Source organism: Ensifer sp. B1-9 (genome assembly GCF_050474445.1).
Classification (GTDB): domain Bacteria; phylum Pseudomonadota; class Alphaproteobacteria; order Rhizobiales; family Rhizobiaceae; genus Ensifer.
This window is the reverse complement of sequence record NZ_JBCHVG010000010.1, coordinates 22627-40771: the sequence shown is the minus strand read 5'-3', so window position 1 is coordinate 40771 and position 18145 is coordinate 22627. Positions and strand designations below refer to the sequence as shown.

The following is an 18145-nucleotide window of genomic DNA, read 5'->3' as shown; positions in this document are numbered from 1 at the left end:
GCGCTCCAAGGCACGACGCCCGGCCGTCGAGATCGTGCCGCTGGCACCTCCGCAAAGAAAAACCGGCCTTGCCCTTGCGGGAACAAAGCCGGTCGTCCTGTCTTCAGTACCGGCAGTTACAGCAAAATGCCTTCATGCGCGTTTTTTGTGACGCTATTGTTTATGCTGACGATCGGCTCGCCGCTTTTCTGGTCGCGCTGCACGGAAATCTTGTGCCGCGCACCGTTGAGCGTCACCTCGGCGGAGTAGCCGTCCCAGGCCGCCGGCAGCACCGGCCTGATGACCAGCTTGTCGCCCTGCCTGCGGATTCCGAGAATACCCTCGATGCCGACGCGATAGAGCCAACCGGCCGACCCGGTATACCAGGTCCAGCCGCCGCGTCCCGCGAGATCGCCTTCGCCATAGATATCGGCGGCGACGACATAGGGCTCGACGCGGTAGTGTTCCGCCGCCTCCCGGCTTTCGGCATGCGAGACCGGGTTCAGCATCTGGAAGACGCGCCAGGCCTCCTCCGCCCTGCCCTGTTCGGCGAAGGCCAGCGCCACCCAGGTGGCCGCATGGGTATATTGCCCGCCATTCTCGCGCACGCCGGGCGGATAAGCCTTGATGTAGCCCGGATCCTGCGACGTCCGTTCGAGCGGCGGCGTGAACAGCCGGACGATGTGCTGATCCGGATCGACAAGTTCGGCCATGACCGCATCCATCGCCTTGAGCGATCGCTGCTCGTCGCCTTCGCCCGAAAGCACGCTCCAGGATTGACCGATCGAATCGATCCGGCACTCGAGCGCCTCGCTCGTGCCGAGCGGTGTGCCGTCGTCGTAATAACCGCGGCGATAGTAGTCGCCGTCCCAGCCCGCGGTATCGAGCGCCTTCTTCAGGGCCTCGAGATGCGACTCCCAGCGGGTGACGCGTGCCTGGTCCTTGCGCTCGCGCGCGTAAGGCAGGAAGCCCCGCAGAGTGCCCGCGAGGAACCAGCCGAGCCAGGTGCTGGTGCCCTTGCCGGCAGCGCCGACGCGGTTCATGCCATCGTTCCAGTCACCGCCGAGGATCAACGGCAGGCCGTTCTTGCCGGTCCGCTTGATCGCGAGATCGAGCGCGCGAGCACAATGCTCGTAGACGTCGCCGATCTCCTCGGAAATGTCCGGCTTGTAGAAGGCATCGTGCTGGCCCTCTTCGAGCGCCGGCCCGCTGATGAAGGCGATCTGTTCCGCCAGGATGTCGGACGTACCGGTCACCGAGCAGTAATGCGTGACGGCATGGGCGAGCCAGACGACGTCGTCGGAGATCATCGTGCGCACGCCGGCGCCGGTTCCCGGCAGCCACCAGTGCTGCACGTCACCCTCGACGAACTGGCGGGCCGCGGCGTTCAGGATCTGCGCCCGGGCAAGCTCCGGCCGGTGGATCAGGAAGGCCAGAGTGTCCTGCAACTGATCGCGGAAGCCGAAGGCGCCACTCGCCTGGTAGAAGGCGGAGCGTGCCATGATGCGGCAGCCGAGGCTCTGGTAGGGCAGCCAGTTGTTGATCATGGCATCGAAGGCCGGGTCCGGCGTTTCCACCTTCACGATATCGGTGAAATCGCGCCAGAAGGTCTTTGCCGCGTCGAGCACCGTATCGAATGCGGTCTCGCGCAGCTCACCGATGACGGCGCGAAGCTGATCCTCACTGTCGGTATCGCCGAGAATGAAGGTGACCTGCCGCTCGGCGCCGGGTTCGATCATCAGATCGGACGCAACGGCAGCACAGGGATCGCCGTCGACGTCGACGGAACCGGAGAGTTCGGCACCCGAAAGCACTGCCTGCGGCACGAGGATGCCGCCGAGCGCGCCCAGGAACTCCCGGCGGCTCGCCGTATAGCCGGCCGCCTGGCCCCCTTCGACCGTGAAGAAGGCGAACCGACCGGCATAGTCGATGCTGTAGGGGTTGGTTGCGACCAGCGCGGCTGCCTCCTCATCCCACTTCGAAAGGATGAAGGGTGCCGAGCGGGCGCGGTTGTTGCCGAGCACCCACTCGTTATAGCCGTAGAGCCTCAACCGCCGCGCCGTCGCGGCACGGTTGCGGATCGAGACCCGGATGAGCTTTGCCGGCAGGCTCTGATGGACCGTATGGGTCGCCTCGATATCGAGGCCGTCCTGGGTACTGCGGAAGCTCGAATAACCGAGCCCGTGTGCGGTTTCGAAGACGACGGAGCGGCGACGCGAGAGCGACGCATAGGGCGTCGACACCGAACCGCTCTCCATGTCGCGGATGAAGATCGCTTCGCCCGGACGGTTGACGACCGTGTCGTTGGTCCACGGCGTCAACTGGTAATCGCGCGAGTTGCGGCTCCAGGAGAAGGCCGCTCCTTCCGCCGAAACGTGGAAGCCGAACTGCTCGTTGGAGATGACGTTGATCCAGGGCTGCGGCGTCGCTTCGCCGCCACGCAGGCGCACGACATATTCGCGACCGCCTTCGGCAAAGCCGCCGAAACCGTTCCAGAAGGAAAGGCCATCGCCCTTGATTTCCGCCGGGGCAACGTCTGCCTTCTCCTGCGGCGCGGCCAGCAACGGTCCGACGAACTCGCCGCTCTTCTCGCTACCCTTCACCGGCGCCGGCGAATAGAGCGAGTTGGCGCGGGCGATCTGATCGGAGATCGTGCCGTTGCGGGCATGGAACACGGCGCGCGAAGCCGACAGAAGCGTCGACCAGGTCTCCGCCTCCATCAAGTCGCGCCGCACCGAGAAGATGTGCTGGCGCGGGCCGTCCGAAAGACCGCGAAGCCTGAGGTTCTCGCACATGGAGTCGAGCGCGTGCTGCATGTCCTGCGCATAGGACGAAGCCCGCTCGTTGATGATGACGAGATCGGCGGTGATGCCGCGGGCACGCAGGTATTCCTGGGCGCGCAGGGCTTCACGCGCGATGCCGAGGTCGCCGTCGTCATTGATGCGGAGGCAGAAGATCGGATAGTCGCCCGAGATCGCCAGCGGCCAGAGCTTCGACTGTGAGTCGAGGCCGGCCTGCACCGTTGCCGTATCGGCACGCAGGTGCATGTCCGGATAGACGAGATAGCGGCCCAGCATCTGGAAGCTCGCCGCCTCCTGCGATGTCACGCCGACATGGCGCATCTGCACCTGGCTGCGGGTCCAGGCGTGGATGAGCTCCTGGTTGAAGGTCTCCGGATGGCGGTAGCGATCGATCGCCCGATCGACCTCCTCACGGCTCGGCGCAGCGATCGTCCAGAAGACGACGCTGACCTTCTTGCCGGCGGGCACACGGACGACGCGGCGCAGCGACATGATTGGATCGAGGGTAAACCCATCGGTTCCGGAAAGCACCGCATCCGTATCGAAGGCGGCCGCTTCGGCAAGCGTCCGGCCCGGGCCGATGAAGCGGCGACGGTCGGTCTCCGCTTCCGTATGGCGATCGCTGCCGGCATTGTCGGTAACGAGATGCGCCACTTCCATGTCCGGATCGCTGGAACTGCGCTTGTTGCGGCTGACACGGATGACGTCGCCACGGCGGCTGATTTCCGTGCGCACGAACATCTTCGAGAAGGCCGGATGCGCGCTGTCGGCCTCGTCGGTCGAAAGCACCGGCTCGGCATAGGAGGTTACTTCGATGAAGCGATCCTGGGTGCCGGTATTGAGCAGGATGACCCGGCGGCCTTCCGCGTCGTGTTCGGTGGCGACGATGCACTCCACTTCGCTGGTGAGATCGCCGACCGTCTTGACGAATTCGGCCTTGTCGTCGCCGAAGCGGGTCAGCATCTTCTCGCCGGCAGCGCGGCGCGGTTCCGATGTCGCCGACCACCAATCGCCGGTGGTCGTGTCGCGCAGGAAGATGAAGGTTCCGGTGCGATCCTCGACCGGGTCCGGCTTCCAGCGTGTGACGGACTGGCCGTTCCAACGGGCGTAGCCGGCACCATTGGCGGTCAGCATGACCGAATAGTGACCGTTGGAGAGGAACACGGTCTCGCGGTCCTGCGCCAGCGGGTTCTCGATGATGCGGACTTCCGGACGCAGGAGATCGTCCTGGCCCTTGCCGACCGATTCCGGCTCGCGCTTGGCATTCATGATCGGGATGTCGCGCGGCGCCTTTTCCTGCAGCAAGAGTTCGGCGGCCTCGATCACCGGATCGGCGTGGAACCACTCGCGCAGGCGGCCATTGAAGACGACGTTGGCGACGGCCGCGATCGACATGCCATGGTGGTGCGCATAGTAGTTGCGCACGACCGCGCATTTCTGGCCCTCGGGCACGCGCGTCGGCGTGAAGTCGACGGCATCGTGGAAGCCGTAAACGCCGAGCGCGCCGACCTCGCGCAGACGTCCGAGGTTGGCAAGCGCCGATTTCGGATCGTACATGCAGGCAAGGATCGAGGCGTAGGGCGCGATGACCGCATTCTGGCCGAGGCCGCGCTTCAGGCCGAGCGTCGGCACACCGAAGTTGGTGTACTGGTAGGTGAGTTCGTGGTCGCGCGCATTGAATGCGGCTTCCGATATGCCCCAGGGCGTGCCGAGACGGCGGCCGTGGTTGATCTGCTCCTTTACCACCAGATTGTTGGTCTGGTTGAGGATGCCGCCCTGCCGCTCCTGCATCACCAGGGGCGGCATCAGATATTCGAACATCGAGCCCGACCAGGAGATCAGCGCGCCGCGCGCGCCGATCGGCACGATCGGACGGCCGAGCTTGTACCAGTGCTCGGTCGGCAGATCCCCCTTGGCGATGGCAAACAGGCTGGTGAGACGGGCTTCCGAGGCGAGAAGGTCGTAGCAGGCCTCGTCGAGCTCGTTGGCGTTGACCCGGAAGCCGATCGACAGCAGGCGCCGCTCCGGCCGGAACAGGAAGCTGAAATCCATCGAGAAGGCGATGTCGCGGGCGCGGTCCTTCAGCACCAGCAAGCGCTGGCGCAGCGATTCGATCGCGCTGAGGTCGAAGACACCGTCGGCAATATGGGCTTCACAGGTGCTGACCAGTGCGTTTGCCCATTTCGTCACTTCAGTGCTTTGCGGCGTGCGCACCTCGTGGTCGAGGTTGACGGTGAGCTTGTGCATGTCGCGCGCCAGCACGGCGAGGTTGATCACCCGGATCGACGCGAACTCGCGCTCGCGCTTGACTGCGGCAAGAGCGTTCTGGAAGCCGACGATGCGTTCCTCGATCAGGCGACGCAGCGGCCGGACCGTCTTGCGGTCGTCGGGCAGCTCGCGCAGCACCTCCTGGAGGATCGCGACGACGTCGCCGATGCCGTCCAGGCTGCCCTGGACATGCGCCGAGGGCGCCTCGGCCCAGTCGCGGCACATGGACGATACGGCGATCAGGTGACCGGCAAGGTTGCCGCTGTCGACCGAGGAGATGTAGCGCGGCTCCATCGTGTCGAGCGTGTTCGTCCGATACCAGTTGAACAGGTGGCCGCGATACTTCGGCATCCGGTCGATGGTGGCGATCGTCTGCTCCAGCCGGTTGATCGTCTCCTCGAAGCCGATCCAGCCGAAATCGCGCGCCGACATGACCGACAGCAGGTAGACGCCGATATTGGTCGGCGAGGTGCGCTCGGCCAGAACCGGCTGCGGCGTTTCCTGAAAGTTGTCAGGCGGCAGGAAGTGCTGCTCGGCGGTGACGAAGGTCTCGAAATAACGCCAGGTGCGGCGCGCAATCAACCGCATCTCGTCGATTGCCTCGTCGGAGACGACGAGCTGGTCCTCGGTTTCGGCCGACTGGCTGACGAACCAGGCGACGGCAGGCGACAGCGCCCAGAGTAGCGCGAAGGGAATGCCGATGAACGGCAGGCCGGTGTCGGAGACCGCGGCAAGAGCCAGCGAAAGCGCCGAAAGCGCCGGCGCGATCCACATGGCGCGGTAGTAATCGCCGATCGTGCCGTGGCCGGCGCTCTGCACCTGCGCGGCTGTACGCCATTCGAGCATCAGCTTGCCGCTGACGAAGGTGCGGTAAAGCGAGCGCACGATCGCGTCGCCCATCATCGCCGCATTGTGGGCGATGAAGACGATGCGGAGCGCCACTTGCGCATTGGCGGCGCGGATTTCGGTGAGCACGGCGTGAAGGTGGGCGCGGGCGACGATGTCGTTGCGGCGCGGCAGGAGGCCGTTGATCAGCGACAGGGTCGGGGCCACGAACAAGCTGAAGATCAGGACGATCTGCCAGATCAACGCTTCCGTGGGCTCCATGTAGTACCAGCCCATGACCGAGGCGACGAGCCAGGCGAGCGGGATCAGCGAGCGGCGCAGATTGTCGTACATCTTCCAGCGGCCGAGCATCGACAGCCCGTTCGAGAAGTTGAAGATGTAGGGCAGGAGCTGCCAGTCGCCGCGCGCCCAGCGATGCTGGCGCGACATCTCGACCTCATAGCGGGTCGGGAAATCCTCGACGAGCTCGACGTCGGTCACCAGCGCGCAGCGCACATAGGAGCCCTCGAGCAGGTCGTGGCTGAGAACGGCGTTTTCCTGGATCCGGCCCTTCAGCGCCGCCTCGAAGGCGTCGACATGGTAGAGGCCCTTGCCGGTGAAGCTGCCTTCGCCGGCAATGTCCTGGTAGACGTCGGAAACGGTGAAAACATAGGGATCGATGCCGCGGTTGGCCGAGAAGATGCGCTGGAAGGCCGAGGCTTCGCTGCCCGTGGTCAGCGACGGCGTCACGCGCGGCTGCAACAGGCTGTAGCCGGCGATCACGTTCTGCGTCTTGGGGTCGACCACCGGGCGGTTGATCGGATGGTAGATCTTGCCGACGAGTTTCGTCACCGCATCGCGCATCAGGCGCGTGTCGGAATCGAGCGTCATGACGTACTGAACGTTGTCCGGAACCGTGTTGGCGCCCTGCAGGAACGAGGTGTCGCGGTCGCCGCGAAGCAGCATGTTCAGCTCGTGCAGCTTGCCGCGCTTGCGCTCCCAGCCCATCCACACGCCTTCCTGTTCGTTGAACAGGCGGCGGCGATGAAGGAGATAGAAGCGCGTCTTGCCGTCATAGGCGTAGCGCGCCGAAAGCTGGGCAATCTCGCGCTTGGCGTAGTCGAGCACGTCGGAATCGGTGCTCGACTCCTCCACCTTGCTATCCGCCCAGTCGCTCAAAAGGGCAAAGTAGATCTCGCCACGCGGGTTGGCCAGGTAGTGTACCTCGAGATTGCGCACGAGTTCGTCGACATGGTCGCGCTTGGCGATCAGGCAGGGCACGACGACGAGGGTGCGGGCATGCTCGGGAATCCCGTCGAGGAATTCGTAGCCGACAAGTCGCGATGGTTTGACGAACAGCGTCACCAGTGTGTTGAACAGGCCCATCGCGCCTTCCGAGGCCGGAAGTGCGAAAAGAAGCAGCATGATCAGCTTCGCACCGTTCGGAATGTCCATCGGGCTGACGAAGGAAAAGACGGCGATCATCGCCAGGATCGTCAAGAGGATGTTCGGTCCGGCGATTGCGAACCAGTCGAGCTTGCGGCTGATACGGATGATCGTCTGCAGCAGCGAGGGTCGGTAGCCGATCCTCTTCTCGAGCATCTTGCGCTGCTTGCCGACGAGGAAGGAACCGACGTTCGGCTCCTGCAGCGGCGCTTCGGTCGCGGCCGCGGCTTCCGCCTCGCGCACCATCTCGATGGCGATCTGCGTCACCTCGTATTCGCTGTGACCGGAACGGCGTGCCAGCTTCTCGATCGTATCGCGATACTTGTTGCGCGAGCCGAATTCGAGCGCCGCATAGTCGGAGCCCTCGCGCAGCGCAGCGTCGATCTTGCTGACGCTTTCGAACCAGACGGCCCAATCGGTGTCGTCGATTTCGCGCAGGCTGCGGATGATGTTGCTCATCGTCGCGTTGCCGGACGACAGGCGGTTCTGCTCCGCGACCAGCGCGTTCTCGACGTCGCTGCCGCGCTTCTCGAGCTGCTCCTCGATCCAGCCGATGACGGCGCCCGAAGTCTGCGAGCCGTCGCGCATGCGGTAGAGCAGTTGCGCGACGAAGGTGTTGTCGGCCGCAAGAGCTTCCGACTCCGCAAGCAGTGCCCGACATTTTTCCGGATCGTTCAGGCGGATGATCTGGTCGGCGACATCATTTGCCTTGCGGCGCATGCCGCGCGAGCGCTCGACGCGGATGGCGATCCGGCGGAGATTTTCGATCAGCACGAAGCGTAGGATCGATGGCAGCGCCCAGAGTTCGCCGATCTTGAAGGTCTCGCGCTTCTGGAAGCCCTCGACCATCGCCGTGATGCTTTCGCGCGTCACCGTGCTGTGCGTGTGGGCGACATAGAGCCAGGCGAGTGCCATGGTGCGCGGGATCACCGTGCCCGAAACCGAGAGCGTCGGAAGCTGACGATAGAACCGGCGCGGGAAGTCGCGCCGGACTTCCTGGATCGCCTCTTCGACGACGTGGTGGTTGTCGAGCAGCCACTCGGCGGCCGGCGTTATCGTCGCCCCGGCCTCCACGTCGGCGGCCGTCGCCCGGTAGACGCGCAGGATCTCGTTCTCGTTCTCACGATGCCGCGGGCGAAATTCGAACGGGAAGAACCCCGGCAGCGCCGAGGTACCCTTCAATGCGAGATCCTCGCCGCATTGCCGGAGGTCCTCCATCGAGAAGAAGGTGGCGCGGATCGAATCGTTGTAATCGATCTGCTTTGCTTCCGGTTCGCGCGGAGAGGTGGGCGGCGTAGTTTGAAGCTGCATGGGTACGGGTTCTGAATCCAGCCGGGGTTGATCGGCCCGGTCCTCGTGGGGTTGCCGGGTTGGCTGCGGACCTGAGAATTCAGGCTGAGCCGGCGCGTTTCTAGACACGGTCATGTGTCCTCCCATCCACCGTCAATTCCCGCATGTGGGGAACTGGCGGTAACAGGCACCGCCCTCGACTGGGCATCGGAGATCGCAAAGCCGGCGGCGCATTGGTTTTCAAGGCCGCGTGATGCATGAAAATGGCATTTTTTAGCCGTGGTGCCAACAGCTTGCAAGGATTGCTCATATAAGTTTGGACGATTTGCGCACAGACGAATCAAGCCGAAACCGGCCGCTACGTGCGCCCCCAATGGCACTTTGATACAGCTCTCTCAATTGCCCTCTTCTCAAGCTTCATCGCGGATGGCAGACGAGGCGAAACGTGAAGCGGCGAGGAAGGTTCCCTTGATTTGCAGAAAATCCGTCAGCCCACCTGCTCGGTAATCCACTCCCGGAAGGCCAGGCTGATGGGGTTTTCGAGCTTGCCCTCGGGCACGGCGAGATAATAGCTGTTTTCAGTCTTCATCGGCCGGTCGAGCACGATGCTGAGCGTGCCGGCGGCAATTTCCTGCTCGATCAGGTAACGTGGCAGCAGCGCAAAACCGAGCCCCGCCGTCGCCGCTTCGATCACCATGGAGAACTGGTCGAAGCGGTTGCCACGGTAGGCGCCGCGGCCGTCCATGTCGTTCGCCTCGAACCATTGCGCCCAGAGCTTCGGACGGGTCGCAAGGTGCAGCAACGGGCCGGCGACGAGCTCCTCGGGAGTCTTGACCGGATGATCCGCCAGCAAGGCGGGGCTTGCAGCCGGCACGATGATCTCGCTGCAGAGGTAGCTGCAGGTGGCGCGCGCCCAGACCGGTTGGCCGTAGTGGATTGCGAGATCGAAGTTCTGTTCGTCGAAATCGAAAGGCGCGGAACGGGAGGCGATGTTGAGCACCGTATCCGGGTGGCGCTTGAGGAAATCGGGAAGACGCGGCACCAGCCAGCGGCTGCCGAAGGTTGGCAGCGAGGCGATCGAAAGCGTCGAGTCCGCCCGGGCCGAAGCCATGGCGCGCACCATCAGCTCCTCGGTCTGGTTGAGGAGACGGCGAACCTCAGGCAGGAACTTCTGGCCGGCATCCGACAGGATCACCCGCTGGCGCACGCGCTCGAACAGGAGCACGCCGAGCTGGTTTTCGAGATCCTTGATCTGCCGGCTGACAGCGCTTTGGGTAAGGTTCAGCTCCGCGGCGGCCTGCGTGAAGCTGCCGTGTCGCGCCGCGCATTCGAACGCCTGCAGCGTCGTCACGTCGGGAACCAGCCTGCGGCTTAACTTCATTCCAGCCTCGCATCAACATAGTCAGAAGCAACGCGATCAATGGCCAGTTCGATCGGATATGATCCGAAATGAGAATGACCTTGTCCTTCACCCATAGCGCGAGGCGAGCCCCAGTGAAAGAGAATAGTTTCGTATCCGCCGACGACATTCGTTCGGCCTTTTCCGCAGCCATGTCGGTCATGTACCGCGAAGAGGTGCCGGCATACGGCACGCTGATGGAACTGGTCGCCAAGGTGAACGACGATACGCTCGCCGCCGACCCGCTCCTGAAGGAGCGACTGGACGCCACGGATTCGCTCGACCGTATCTCCGAGGAACGCCACGGCGCGATCCGCCTGGGTACGCCCGCCGAGCTCGCAATGATGCGCCGCGTCTTCGCCGTCATGGGCATGTATCCGGTCGGCTACTACGACCTGTCGACCGCCAGCGTCCCTGTTCATTCGACCGCCTTCCGCCCGGTCGGCGAAGCCGCCCTGAAGCGCAACCCCTTCCGCGTCTTCACCTCGCTGTTGCGTCTCGACCTGATCGCCGACAAAGCGCTGCGCGCCGAAGCCGAGGTCATCCTCGCCGCACGCCAGATCTTCACCGCCGGCGCCGTGGAGCTCACGGAAAAAGCCGAGCGCGACGGCGGCCTCGACAAGGCCAACGCCGAACGTTTCGTTTCGGAAGTGCTCGAAACCTTCCGCTGGCACGACAAGGCCAATGTCAGTGCCGACATGTACAAGCGCCTGCATGACGCCCATCGCCTGATCGCCGACGTCGTCTCCTTCAAGGGGCCGCACATCAACCACCTGACGCCGCGCACGCTCGATATCGACAAGGTGCAGGCGCTGATGCCGGAATACGCCATCGCCCCGAAGGCCGTCGTCGAGGGGCCGCCGACCCGCAAGTGCCCGATCCTCTTGCGCCAGACCTCGTTCAAGGCACTGGAAGAGCCGGTTTCCTTCAGGGATGCCGACGGCACCTGGAAGGCCGGTTCGCACACCGCCCGCTTCGGCGAGATCGAGCAGCGCGGCATTGCGCTGACCCCGAAGGGCCGCGCCCTCTACGACGAACTGCTCGACGCCTCGCGCAAGATCGTCCGCCCGGCGGCCGACGGCTCCAACGCCCGCGAATACGAAGCGGCGCTCGCCACCGCCTTCGAACCGTTCCCCGACACATGGGCAGGTATCCGCGAAGCCGGTCTCGGCTATTTCAGCTATTCTCTGACGGAAAAGGGCCGCAAGGCCGGCATCTCCCCGGTAAGCGACATCGAAGCGCTGATCGCCGCCGGCCTCGTCCAGTTCGACGCGATCGTCTACGAGGACTTCCTGCCGGTCAGCGCCGCAGGCATCTTCCAGTCGAATCTCGGCGACGGCGCCCAGCAGGACTTCGTCGCAAGCCCGAACCAGAAGCGCTTCGAGAGCGACCTCGGCGCGACCGTGCTCAACGAGTTCGGCCATTATGCCGGCATCGAGCAGGCGTCGATCGAAAGCTGCATCAGGGCCTTGACCGGCGCGATCGCTGCGGAATGATGCTTGTCCGATGATCGACAAACGGCACATCGACGCGCTCACCGACATCCTTGGAGACAAGGGTGTCGTTACGCGCCCTGAAGACCTGGAAGCCTACGAGACCGGCGCGCGCTACGATCGCGGCCGGACGTCACTCGTGCTGCGGCCGGCGACGACGGAAGAAGTCTCTGCTGCCGTTGCCTATTGCGTCACGAACGGCATGGCGCTGATCCCGCAATCCGGCAACACCGGCCTCGTCTCGGGCTCGACCCCGGACCAGTCGGGTGATGAAGTCGTCCTCAGCCTCGACCGGCTGACCAAGCACTTCGATCTCGACCTCGACAACCGCTCGGTGCGGCTCGATGCCGGCTTCCGACTGTCCGAACTCAACCGGCGCCTGGAAGTGCACGGCCTGTTCTTCCCGATCGATCTCGGCGCCGACCCGCGCATCGGCGGCATGATCGCCACCAACACCGGCGGTTCGCGCTTTCTGAAATACGGCGACGTGCGTCGCAATACTCTGGGTCTCAAGGTCGTGCTGGCGGACGAAGACGGCACCGTTCTCGACCTGCAATGCGACCTGCGCAAGAACAACACCGGTGTCGACTGGAAACAGATCTTCTTCGGCACGTCGGGCGCTTTCGGCATCGTCACCGAATGCGTCCTGAACCTCGAGCGCCTGCCGCAACAGACGGCAACGGCGTTGCTGGTTCCGGCCAGCGGCGCCCATGTGATGCCGCTGCTCCGCGCCATGGAAGAGCGCCTCGGCGCCTATCTCTCGGCTTTCGAGGGCATGTCGAAGAACGCCGTCAAGGCGGCTTTTGCCCATGTGCCGTCGCTGAAGAACCCGTTCCAGGGCGGCAACGTTCCTGATTACGTCATCCTCGCCGAGATCAGCCGCACCTGGGCACCGCGCGAGGGCGAACAGTCGCTCGACGCCGTGCTGGAATCGGTACTGGCCGAGATCTGGGAAATGGAAACGGCGCCGCTCGCCGATGCTTTCGTCGGCCCGCCGCACGAAATCTGGGCGCTGCGCCACGCCTTGTCCGAAGGCGTCAAGCACCTGGGCAAGCTGATCGCCTTCGACCTCTCCTTCCGCAGGGGTGACATCATGGCCTTCTGCGACCATATGAAGGGCGAAATGCCGGCGAAATTTCCTGACGTGACCGTCTGCGATTTCGGCCATATCGGCGACGGTGGCGTGCACTTCAACCTCGTCGTGCCGAAGGACAGCGACCTTCTCAAGGACGAGACCTTCGAACCGCGGCTTCGCGAATGGGTTTTCGCGGTCGCCGTCGAGGAGTATCACGGCAGCTTCAGCGCGGAACATGCGATCGGCCGCCGCAACCAGGCCTATTACGACTTTTATACACCAGGCAAACTCAAGGACATGGCCGCAGGCCTGAAGACGCTCACCTCGCCGGGAAAGCTCGGCAGCGTGCGCTTTGGGTAGGCCAGAGCGGAATGAGGAAAAGTGTATGCGGTTTTCCGCCCGCATTCCGCTCCAACGAATGATCTAAGGAAAACGGGAGTCAGACCATGAACATCGCAACCAAGAAAGTTGACGTGACCAAGGAAGCCGCAGCGCTTCTCGAAAAGATGGGCGTCGCCAAGGAACTCTACACCGGCGGCGACATGCCGTCCTATAGCCCGGTCACCGGCGAGAAGATCGCGAGCCTCAAGACGGTTTCGGCCGTTGAAGCCGCTGCCAAGATCGAACAGGCCCATGAAGCCTTCAAGGCCTGGCGTCTCGTTCCGGCGCCGAAGCGCGGCGAACTGATCCGCCTGCTCGGCGAAGAACTGCGCGCCTTCAAGGCCGACCTCGGCCGCCTGGTTTCGATCGAAGCCGGCAAGATCACCTCCGAAGGCCTTGGCGAAGTCCAGGAGATGATCGACATCTGCGATTTCGCCGTCGGTCTTTCCCGCCAGCTCTACGGCCTGACGATCGCCACCGAGCGCCCCGGCCACCGCATGATGGAGACCTGGCATCCGCTCGGCGTCGTCGGCGTCATCTCCGCCTTCAACTTCCCGGTCGCCGTCTGGTCGTGGAACGCAGCGCTTGCCATCGTTTGCGGCAACTCGGTCGTCTGGAAGCCGTCTGAAAAGACCCCGCTCACCGCGCTGGCCTCGCAGGCGATCTTCGAGCGCGCGCTCGCCCGCTTCGGTGACGCTCCGGCAGGCCTGTCGCAGGTGCTGATTGGCGACCGCACCGTCGGCGAAGTCCTCGTCGACAACCCGAAGGTACCGCTTGTTTCCGCCACCGGCTCCACCCGCATGGGCCGTGAAGTCGGTCCGCGCCTCGCCAAGCGCTTCGCCCGCGCCATCCTCGAACTCGGCGGCAACAATGCCGGCATCGTCTGCCCCTCGGCCGACCTCGACATGGCGCTGCGCGCCATCGCCTTCGGCGCCATGGGCACCGCCGGCCAGCGCTGCACCACCATGCGCCGCCTCTTCGTGCACGAGAGCATCTACGACCAGCTCGTTCCGCGTCTGAAGAAGGCCTATGGCTCGGTATCGGTCGGCAACCCGCTGGAAACGACGGCCCTCGTCGGCCCGCTCGTCGACAAGGCTGCCTTCGACGGCATGCAGAAGGCGATCGGTGAAGCGAAGTCGCACGGCGGCACCGTCACCGGCGGCGAACGCGTCGAGCTCGGCTACGACAACGGCTACTACGTCAAGCCCGCTCTGGTCGAAATGCCGAAGCAGGCCGGCCCGGTTCTCGAAGAAACCTTCGCGCCGATCCTCTACGTCATGAAGTACAGCGACTTCGACGCCGTTCTCGCCGACCACAATGCGGTCGCAGCCGGCCTGTCGTCCTCGATCTTCACCCGCGACATGCAGGAATCGGAGCGCTTCCTCGCCGTCGACGGTTCGGATTGCGGTATCGCCAACGTCAACATCGGCACCTCGGGCGCCGAAATCGGCGGCGCCTTCGGCGGTGAGAAGGAAACCGGCGGCGGTCGCGAATCCGGTTCGGACTCGTGGAAGGCCTATATGCGTCGCGCCACCAACACGGTGAACTATTCGAAGGCTCTGCCGCTGGCGCAGGGCGTGTCGTTCGACATCGAATAATCGGCGCACCGGTAGGATTCGACCATGACCATCAATGCAACGGTCAAGGAGGCGGGCTTTCAGCCCGCCTCGCGGATTTCCTCGATCGGGGTGTCCGAAATCCTCAAGATCGGCGCCCGCGCGCAAGCCATGAAGCGCGAAGGCAAGCCGGTGATCATCCTCGGCGCGGGCGAGCCGGACTTCGACACGCCCGACTACGTCAAGGACGCCGCCTGCGAAGCGATCCGGCGCGGCGAGACCAAATACACCGCGCTCGACGGCACGCCGGAACTGAAGAAGGCGATCCGCGAGAAGTTCCAGCGCGAGAACGGCCTTGCCTACGAACAGGACGAGATCACGGTGGCGACCGGCGCCAAGCAGATCCTGTTCAACGCCATGATGGCGTCGATCAATCCCGGCGACGAAGTGATCATTCCGACGCCCTACTGGACCTCCTATTCGGATATCGTCCAAATCTGCGAAGGCAAGCCGATTCTGATCCCCTGCGACGCCTCCTCAGGCTTCCGGCTGACCGCCGACAAGCTCGAAGCGGTAATCACGCCGAAGACGCGCTGGGTGCTTCTGAACTCGCCGTCGAACCCCTCGGGTGCCGCCTACGGCGCTGCCGACTACCGGCCGCTGCTCGACGTGCTCTTGAAGCATCCGCATGTCTGGCTGCTGGTCGACGACATGTACGAACACATCGTCTATGACGGCTTCCGCTTCGTCACCCCGGCCCAGCTCGAGCCTCGTCTCAAGGACCGGACGCTCACGGTCAACGGCGTCTCCAAGGCCTATGCCATGACCGGCTGGCGCATCGGCTACGCCGGTGGCCCGCGCGACCTGATCAAGGCGATGGCCGTCGTCCAGAGCCAGGCGACCTCCTGCCCCTCCTCCGTCAGCCAGGCCGCTTCGGTTGCCGCGCTGACCGGTCCGCAGGAGTTCCTGAAGGAACGCACGGCCAGCTTCCAGCGCCGCCGCGATCTCGTCGTCAACGGCCTCAACGCCATCGACGGCCTCGACTGCCGCGTCCCGGAAGGTGCCTTCTACACCTTCTCCGGTTGCGCCGGCATGCTCGGCAAGGTCACGCCCTCGGGCAAGAAGATCGAGACGGATGCGGACTTCTGCGCCTACCTGCTCGACGACGCCCATGTGGCTGTCGTTCCGGGTTCGGCCTTCGGTCTCTCGCCCTTCTTCCGCATCTCCTATGCGACCTCGGAAGCGGAACTGAAGGAAGCGCTGAAACGCATCGCCGACGCCTGCGCGCGGCTTTCGTAACGGGCTGAGTGGCCCCTCACCCCAACCCTCTCCCCGCAAGCGGGGCGAGGGGACGGTCGAGACCGCCGCACCAACACTTTCCATCTCCAAGGACGGGTTTTCTGGTCGGGGTCGCTTCCCAAGGCACCTCCACAGGTCTTGGGAGGGATTGGGGAGCTCGCCTCTTGTCCCTTCTCCCCGTCAGAACGGGGAGAAGGTCGCGGCAGCGGGATGAGGGGCATTCTTTACCTCGCCACTGCAATTAGCCCCTGCCTCAAAACGTCGGCGGCGTACAGGCGCTGATGACCTCGCAGGGCACCGGCCCGACGCAGCGAAAGCGATGCGGTCGCCGGCTTTCGAAATAATAGGCATCCCCCGGCCCCAGAATCCGTCGCTCGTCATCGACGGTGACTTCGATTCGCCCCGAGAGCACGATTCCCCCCTCTTCCCCATCATGCACCAGCGGTACCTTTCCGGTGTCGGCGCCCGGCTGGTAGCATTCCTTCAGGATCTGCAGGCTCCGGCCGAAGAGGTTTTCGCCGATCTGCCGATAGGAAATCGGCCCCTTGCCGATCTCGACCAGCTCCTCCGCCGCATAGAACGCCTTGCGCGGCCGTTCCGGCTCGAAGGAGAAGAACTCCGCCAACCCGATCGGTATGCCGTCGAGGATGCGCTTCAGCGCGCCGACAGAAGGGTTGGAGGCGTTCGATTCGATCAGCGAGATGGTCGAGTTGGTGACGCCGGCGCGCTTGGCGAGTTCGCGTTGCGACAGGTTGTGCATCAGTCTGAGGTGGCGAAGCCGGTTTCCGATGTCGACGGTCATGTGATCCGAACCTTGGTGTTCAGGTTGTTCGAAATAGCACAAATACGCTGCATCAACGCAATGGTTTTCAATGGCTTAACTGAGAGCAGAAAAGGACTTGTTTGGCAAATCAAATCATGGCGTCAATCGCCCATCTCAGGAGGATGCCATGAACCAGCACACCAAACCCAACGCCCCAGTTCTCGACAGCTATTGGATGCCGTTCACTGCCAACCGGCAGTTCAAGCAGGCCCCGCGCCTGCTCGCGTCGGCCGAGGGCATGCACTATACCAGCACCGACGGACGGACCATCCTCGACGGCACCGCCGGGCTCTGGTGCGTGAATGCCGGCCACGGTCGCCGCCAGATCGCCGCCGCCGTCGAGCGTCAGCTTTCGACCATGGATTTCGCCCCCTCCTTCCAGATGGGCCATCCAATCGCCTTCGATTTTGCCGAACGCCTTGCCGAGATCGCGCCCGGCCCAGAGGGACAGAAGCTCGACCGCGTATTCTTCACCGGCTCGGGTTCCGAATCGGTCGATACCGCACTGAAGATCGCGATCGCCTACCAGCGCGCCATCGGCCAGGGCACCCGCACGCGCCTCATCGGTCGCGAGCGCGGCTATCACGGCGTCGGCTTCGGCGGCATTTCGGTCGGCGGCATCCTCAACAACCGCCGCGTCTTCCCGCAGCTGCCGGGCTCCGACCATCTGCGCCACACCCATGACCTCGCCAAGAACGCCTTCGTCAAGGGCCAGCCGGAGCACGGCGCCGAGCTTGCCGACGACCTAGAGCGGCTGGTCGCGCTGCATGGCGCCGAAACCATCGCCGCCTGCATCGTCGAACCGGTCGCTGGCTCGACCGGCGTGCTGATCCCGCCGAAGGGTTACCTCGAGCGGCTGCGCACCATCTGCGACAAGCATGGGATTCTCCTGATCTTCGACGAAGTGATCACCGGCTTCGGCCGTCTCGGCGCGCCCTTTGCGACCGATTTCTTCGGCGTGACGCCGGATCTGGTGACGACCGCCAAGGGCCTCACCAACGGTGCGATCCCGATGGGTGCGGTCTTTGCCAGCCGCAAGGTGCACGACGCGCTGATGCATGGCCCGGAAGGTCAGATCGAGCTCTTCCACGGCTACACCTATTCCGGCCACCCGGCCGCCTGCGCCGCCGGCATCGCCACACTCGACATCTACCGTGACGAGGGCCTGATGACCCGCGCCGTCGAGCTGCAGGACGCCTGGCACGACGCCATGCATTCGCTGAAGGGTCTGCCGCATGTCATCGACATCCGCACGATCGGCCTCATCGCCGGCATCGAACTGCAATCGCGTGATGGTGCGATCGGTGCCCGCGCCTATGACGTCTTCGTCGATTGCTTCGAGAAAGGCCTGCTGATCCGCGTCACCGGCGATATCATCGCCTTCTCGCCGCCGCTGATCGCCGAAGAGAAGCATTTCGGCGAGATCGTCTCGATCCTCGGCGACGCGCTGAAGCGCGCGAAGTAAGCGACATCAAAAGCGTCAAAAACAACGCCGCCGCCGAGGATCTCC

The 18145-nt window shown here is 64.2% G+C and carries 8 protein-coding genes; 5 read left to right on the top strand and 3 right to left on the bottom strand.

Annotated features, from left to right (window positions below):
- Positions 1-116 precede the first annotated feature (116 nt).
- Together ndvB and ACQ5BM_RS19220 are read right to left on the bottom strand one after the other, a co-directional pair.
- Positions 117-8744 carry a cyclic beta-(1,2)-glucan synthase gene (ndvB, locus tag ACQ5BM_RS19225; RefSeq protein ID WP_429814550.1) on the bottom strand — a complete coding sequence of 2876 codons (8628 nt, stop codon included), beginning with the start codon at positions 8742-8744 and terminating at the stop codon, positions 117-119.
- A gap of 352 nt (positions 8745-9096) precedes the next feature.
- On the bottom strand, positions 9097-9990 hold the full coding sequence (locus ACQ5BM_RS19220) for a LysR family transcriptional regulator (RefSeq protein ID WP_429814547.1): 894 nt from the start codon (positions 9988-9990) through the stop codon (positions 9097-9099).
- Positions 9991-10103: 113 nt separating this feature from the next.
- Here ACQ5BM_RS19220 and hglS point away from each other — a divergent pair, with 113 nt between their 5' ends.
- From hglS to ACQ5BM_RS19200, 4 genes are all read left to right on the top strand, one after another.
- Positions 10104-11504 carry a 2-oxoadipate dioxygenase/decarboxylase HglS gene (hglS, locus tag ACQ5BM_RS19215; protein WP_429814544.1) on the top strand — a complete coding sequence of 467 codons (1401 nt, stop codon included), beginning with the start codon at positions 10104-10106 and terminating at the stop codon, positions 11502-11504.
- A gap of 10 nt (positions 11505-11514) precedes the next feature.
- A complete protein-coding gene (locus ACQ5BM_RS19210; protein ID WP_429814541.1) occupies positions 11515-12936 on the top strand; it encodes an FAD-binding oxidoreductase in 1422 nt (473 codons plus the stop codon).
- Between the two features lie 86 nt (positions 12937-13022).
- Positions 13023-14555, top strand: a complete 1533-nt coding sequence (gene amaB / locus ACQ5BM_RS19205) for an L-piperidine-6-carboxylate dehydrogenase (protein WP_429814538.1) — start codon at positions 13023-13025, stop codon at positions 14553-14555.
- A gap of 24 nt (positions 14556-14579) precedes the next feature.
- A complete protein-coding gene (locus tag ACQ5BM_RS19200; protein ID WP_429814535.1) occupies positions 14580-15812 on the top strand; it encodes a pyridoxal phosphate-dependent aminotransferase in 1233 nt (410 codons plus the stop codon).
- Positions 15813-16065: 253 nt separating this feature from the next.
- Here ACQ5BM_RS19200 and ACQ5BM_RS19195 read toward each other — a convergent pair whose 3' ends face one another.
- Entirely contained in the window at positions 16066-16614 is a 549-nt protein-coding gene (locus ACQ5BM_RS19195) for a cupin domain-containing protein (protein WP_053251695.1), read from the bottom strand.
- A 148-nt stretch (positions 16615-16762) separates the two neighbouring features.
- On the opposite strand from ACQ5BM_RS19195, the gene ACQ5BM_RS19190 reads away from it, so the two are divergent.
- Positions 16763-18100 carry an aspartate aminotransferase family protein gene (locus ACQ5BM_RS19190; protein WP_429814532.1) on the top strand — a complete coding sequence of 446 codons (1338 nt, stop codon included), beginning with the start codon at positions 16763-16765 and terminating at the stop codon, positions 18098-18100.
- Positions 18101-18145: the final 45 nt, after the last annotated feature.

What these genes read in the sequence shown, in the direction of transcription:
- ndvB (WP_429814550.1), bottom strand. Translation starts at nt 8,744, where the DNA reads ATGACCGTGTCTAGAAACGCGCCGGCTCAGCCTGAATTCTCAGGTCCG.
- ACQ5BM_RS19220 (WP_429814547.1), bottom strand. Translation starts at nt 9,990, where the DNA reads ATGAAGTTAAGCCGCAGGCTGGTTCCCGACGTGACGACGCTGCAGGCG.
- ACQ5BM_RS19210 (WP_429814541.1), top strand. Translation starts at nt 11,515, where the DNA reads ATGATCGACAAACGGCACATCGACGCGCTCACCGACATCCTTGGAGAC.
- amaB (WP_429814538.1), top strand. Translation starts at nt 13,023, where the DNA reads ATGAACATCGCAACCAAGAAAGTTGACGTGACCAAGGAAGCCGCAGCG.
- ACQ5BM_RS19200 (WP_429814535.1), top strand. Translation starts at nt 14,580, where the DNA reads ATGACCATCAATGCAACGGTCAAGGAGGCGGGCTTTCAGCCCGCCTCG.
- ACQ5BM_RS19195 (WP_053251695.1), bottom strand. Translation starts at nt 16,614, where the DNA reads ATGACCGTCGACATCGGAAACCGGCTTCGCCACCTCAGACTGATGCAC.
- ACQ5BM_RS19190 (WP_429814532.1), top strand. Translation starts at nt 16,763, where the DNA reads ATGAACCAGCACACCAAACCCAACGCCCCAGTTCTCGACAGCTATTGG.